The organism is Chitinophaga sp. (assembly GCF_036569185.1).
GTDB lineage: Bacteria > Bacteroidota > Bacteroidia > Chitinophagales > Chitinophagaceae > Chitinophaga.
This window is the reverse complement of record NZ_DATCRD010000038.1, coordinates 1-4,601: the sequence shown is the minus strand read 5'-3', so window position 1 is coordinate 4,601 and position 4,601 is coordinate 1. Positions and strand designations below refer to the sequence as shown.

Below are 4,601 nucleotides of genomic sequence, written 5' to 3'. Positions count from 1 at the left end.
CATCCGCACGCTTCCCATCGCAAGCTCGTTTATCTACATGGCCTTTTTTTACACCAATCTTATGGAATTTTATCCTCCCCGTACAGCGGGCGATACGCTGGTATTTCCAATTTATTTACCAAAGGATTTTCGTGCGCCTTTTGTGGATCCGCTCACTGCAACAGGGCCGGCTGTTCTGGAAATTTTTTCCAATCCGGGTCAGTATGCAGGTAAATCTTTGCCTGTGATCGGCGATATTATATCACCGCAGGAAATGGTAGATACTTTTGTCCGTGTCACAGGCAGGAAGGCCGTGTACAGTTCCGCATTCACACGGGAGGAGCTGCTTCTTCATTTTCCGGAATTTAGTTCAAATGAACTTTTAGTGGATGAGATCATAGGGATGGTAGAGTATGCGGTTGATTATGGTTATTTCAGCAAAGACCGTGATCTGTTATGGAGCCGCGAAATAGATCCGCAGAGCCTTAACTGGGAACAATTTCTGCGCAGTACTGGTTGGCAGGGCCAGAAGCTTTCTTATTGATCATTTTTTGTTTAAATAATTGTCTGGAAAATTGACATCTCATCTATAAAAAATGAAGTGCGGTTATTACGCAGTTTCAGTGCGCGGGAGCCGTATACCTTTACCGGGCATTGTTGCAATAACCCCAAAATTTTTTAAGATGTCATTTGAAAACATTGTGAATTTAAAAGCGAGTGCAGGCACACAGGCCAATGAAGTAGTAACGGTGCTTGGCTACTATAAAGCAGGCGATGAAGGCGGCGGAGACTTCTACTGGGATAAAACCACTCCCTTAGCCAATGATAATGGTGGAACCATATTCGCAGTGAACAATAATACAGAAGGCCGGTGGAAACGGATCTTTTCAGGCCCGGTGAATGTTAAATGGTTTGGCGCCAAAGGAGATGGTAATGATGATACAGCTGCTTTAAGAGCGTGTGCAAACTTCTGCCGTGCAGCCAGTACGAGCGATGTTTTAAAAAGAAAAATGTATTTCCCCGAAGGCACTTATTTAACAGGCACTATTGACATCACCGGCATTTTTGCTATTGGCGGCGCTGATTTCAGCAGTGTGCTGATCAGAAGTAAAGCCGGCGAAGATATCTTTTATTGGAAATGCCCCGGCGAAGCCGGATACATTGCTCCGCTGGATATAACCATAGAAAATCTTTACCTGAAGCTGGACCGGACGGATGCAAACGGAAGAACAAAGAACGGAAGGTTAAGGATCGGTTTTGGTGGTGAAAGAATTGCCAATGCCGGTATTTGCCTTCCCGGGTACATCGGGCATAACTTTAACAATATTAATATCCTGAAGTCAGGCGATGCAGGGCCCCGCCATGGCGATTGCGGCATCTTTTATTCAGGACCTGCCTATAAAGTGAATTTTGGCGCCAAAACAGAGATCCGCGACCTGGATTATGGCGTTGTGGTAGGTTTATCTGAGCTGTTTACCAAACAGGATGCAGGAACAAAGGAGGTAATTGCAAACCCCACTACGAACGTATTCAGTATGACTGGCTCTAATAACCCGCCTGCCGACAACACCCGGGTGGTGCTCATGTTTTCACTGAAGAATACGGATACCATCAACGGTATAAAGAGCGGGAACCGGTATTATGTAATTAACAGTGACGATGAAAGCGACCCAAAGACCTTTCAGCTATCGGGTTCGCTGAATGGTACTGCTATTGATTTTTCCATCAGCGGAACACCCGGCATAACCGTGGTGCCTGCGGGAAAAGAGATGATACCCAGGATCATAAGCGGTTTTAACGGCAATACCTTTTTATGCGATAACCGGTTTGACCTGAATGAGCAGGTAGCCCTTATCTTTAATGAGAATGAACGAAAGTTTGCTGTATCTGCAACAGGCAATCCTGTAATACTTCCCAGGAAACGGTATTACGTTGTGAACCCTGATAACCCTGCCATTGGCGGGCATAATTTCCAGCTGGCTGAAACCAGCGGTGGCGCTGCTATTTCCTTTTCCGTGTTTGATAACCCTGCACCGGCTTTAACCCCGGAAGAAATAGCAGATGACCCGGGTAATCCGGGCCCGCTGCCAATAGAAACCTACGTAATTCCCGCGGGCGCAGATAGTATAGAATATGCCTGCGATGAATGGGCTGCGGAACAATTGATCACCGCTGCCACCAGGCGGGCAGGCTTTAGCGTACCTAACCTTGCCCAGAGTGTATTTAATACATTCGGCTGCCAGTCATGGAGAGTATCTGCAAGAATATTGGCATACCAGTCAACCACCCGGTTTGAGCCGCGCAGTGTAGAATTTAGTGAATTGTATACAGAAGGGGCATTTGATACCAAGTATATGGCCCAGCGCGAGTATGCCAGGTTAGAGGGTACACAGATCCGGGTAGCTAATGGTCCGAAATGCCAGTCCGGAGAAGCAACAGATAACATCTACATCACCGTTAATACAAATTATTCAGACTTTGGAATGATGGAAGTGGATGACGGCAATAAGATCATCATCACCGGCAGTGGCAATACTATCAGGGCCGGCGTGCAGGGGAAAGAGAATTTCATAGAAGACCGTGGTGTTAACAACAAGGTGCTGTTTATAAAATCTTATAACGGTCTGGATGCTCCCGGGGAAATATCCTATCTGTCCAGGTACTCAGTGAATAAGCCATTGGGCGGCTTCTGGCCTGATCATGTACTTAACGGAGCTGCGAATGCGCCTTTCCAAAGTGAAAATGTGCTGTTTCACCAGGCTGTTAACCAGCTATTTTACAACAACCCGGCAATTGTATATAAAACAGATCCGGCGCTGGATGTAAACGGGTATGTAAGTATTGCAACGCCCACGCAGCTGGCCATCAGGAACCCGCTGGGCAGCGTTTCAAATGTCTTTTCCATCGGCAGATTCTTTCCTAAATCAAGATGGATCTTATATGCAAAAGTAAGGAGCACAGATGTTGAAAAAACTGTAACCATTGCCTTTCAACGGCTGGATTCGCCCGGCAGCTTTGGTGCATCGCGCACGGATCAAAAGGTAAACACTGCCTGGCAATTCATCAGTGTAGTGGTAGATCATAGCAGTGCGCCTGATGGAATGACCGGGCAGATCTATGTTACGCCCTCTTCTGGCGGGCTTGACCTGGCCTATTTTGCAGTAGTGCCTGATATCATGTTCAGCCCTAAAACAGGTACGTATGCTACAACTGTTAGCGGTAATCCAGCCACGGCTATCACTATTCCACATGGATTAGCAGAGGTAGCGCCAACCGCAATACCCTCTTTTTTCCAGGTAACAGCAGCATCCGCAGGTGCAAAGAATATCAGTTATGTGGAACCAACTTCAACATCATTGATCGTACATTATGACTCGCCGATAGCCGTCGGCACTAATGTCACTTTAACCTGGTCTGCAAAGCCGTAATTGAAAAGGCATATAAGAAAACAGGCTGTATCAAAATATGATACAGCCTGTTTTTGCTAATAGTCCTTTAATTCCATCCGCCGCCTAACGCCTGGTAAATATTAACCAGGGCATTCAGCTGCTGCTTTTTAGTTTCGATCAGCTCAAACTTTGATTCCAGCGCATCACGCTGGGTCATTAGCACTTCCATATAATCTGCCCGTGCCGATTTAAAAAGATCATTTGAAATAGTGATAGAACGGGTAAGCGCGCCCACTTCCTGGGTTTTGAGATCGTAACTTTTTTCCAGGTTATGGATCTTCGACAGCTGATTGGCCACTTCCACATAAGCGTTTAAAATGGTACGCTCGTAGTTGTAAATAGCCTGTACCTGTTTGGCGTTGGCCGTATAATAATTAGCCTTTATAGCATTCTTATTGACCAGGGGCGCTGCCAGGTCGCCTGCCAGTGAATACAGCAGGGACGTTGGTGTATTAAAAAGATACTTTGGATTAAATGCCTGGTAGCCGATAGCTGCCGAAATGCCTAAAGACGGATAAAATTCAGCTTTTGCCACCTGTATATCCAGCTTAGATGCAGCCAGCTCCAGCTCCGCCTGTTTAATATCGGGGCGATTGGCTAACAGCTGCGATGGAATGCCGGCATGAATGGATGCAGGTACTGCAATGTCAAAAGTTTGATCATTCCTTGGAACAGGCTGCGGATACCGGCCCAGCAGGAAATTGATCCGGTTTTCCGTTTCCGTGATCTGCTGCTGGATATTGTACTGCAGGCTTTTGGTATTAAGCACCTCCGCTTCAAATTTACGTACGGCCAGCTCCGTTACCCGGGTGGCTTCTTTCTGCAGCTTCACTATTTCCAGGGCATTATTCTGGATGTCGATGTTCTGCTTTACAATAGCCAGCTGGTTATCCAAGGCCAGTAGCTCGTAATAGGAATTAGCGATTTCGGCAACGAGGTTCGTGACCAGGAAATTTTTTCCTTCAACGGTAGACAGGTACCTGCTGATAGCTGCTTTTTTAGCGTTGTGCAGCTTTTTCCAGATATCCACTTCCCAGGATGCGTAGGCAGCCAACAGGTAATCCGGCAGTGGGTCCGGCATTTCTTTTCCCGGTTTAATTTCGGTGGTAGCATCACCGGCGCCCTGGCTGGTATAGCGCCCCACCTTTTCAATACCCGCTGCAGCTTTTACTC

3 protein-coding genes are annotated in these 4,601 nt (G+C 46.8%); 2 read left to right on the top strand and 1 reads right to left on the bottom strand.

Features of this window, described 5'->3' with window-relative positions; all coding sequences use genetic code 11:
• Positions 1-523: NmrA family NAD(P)-binding protein (locus VIM72_RS03105; protein ID WP_332001406.1), on the top strand; the 523-nt coding region annotated here is incomplete at its 5' end.
• 139 nt (positions 524-662) lie between these two features.
• The gene (locus tag VIM72_RS03100; RefSeq protein ID WP_332001405.1) at positions 663-3,407 is read left to right on the top strand and encodes a hypothetical protein; all 2,745 of its coding nucleotides are present in this window, start codon (positions 663-665) and stop codon (positions 3,405-3,407) included.
• Positions 3,408-3,474: 67 nt separating this feature from the next.
• On the opposite strand, the gene VIM72_RS03095 is transcribed toward VIM72_RS03100, so the two are convergent.
• Positions 3,475-4,601 (bottom strand): TolC family protein (locus VIM72_RS03095; RefSeq protein ID WP_332001404.1); only part of this gene is annotated, 1,127 nt, incomplete at its 5' end.

What these genes read in the sequence shown, in the direction of transcription:
- VIM72_RS03100 (WP_332001405.1), top strand. Translation starts at nt 663, where the DNA reads ATGTCATTTGAAAACATTGTGAATTTAAAAGCGAGTGCAGGCACACAG.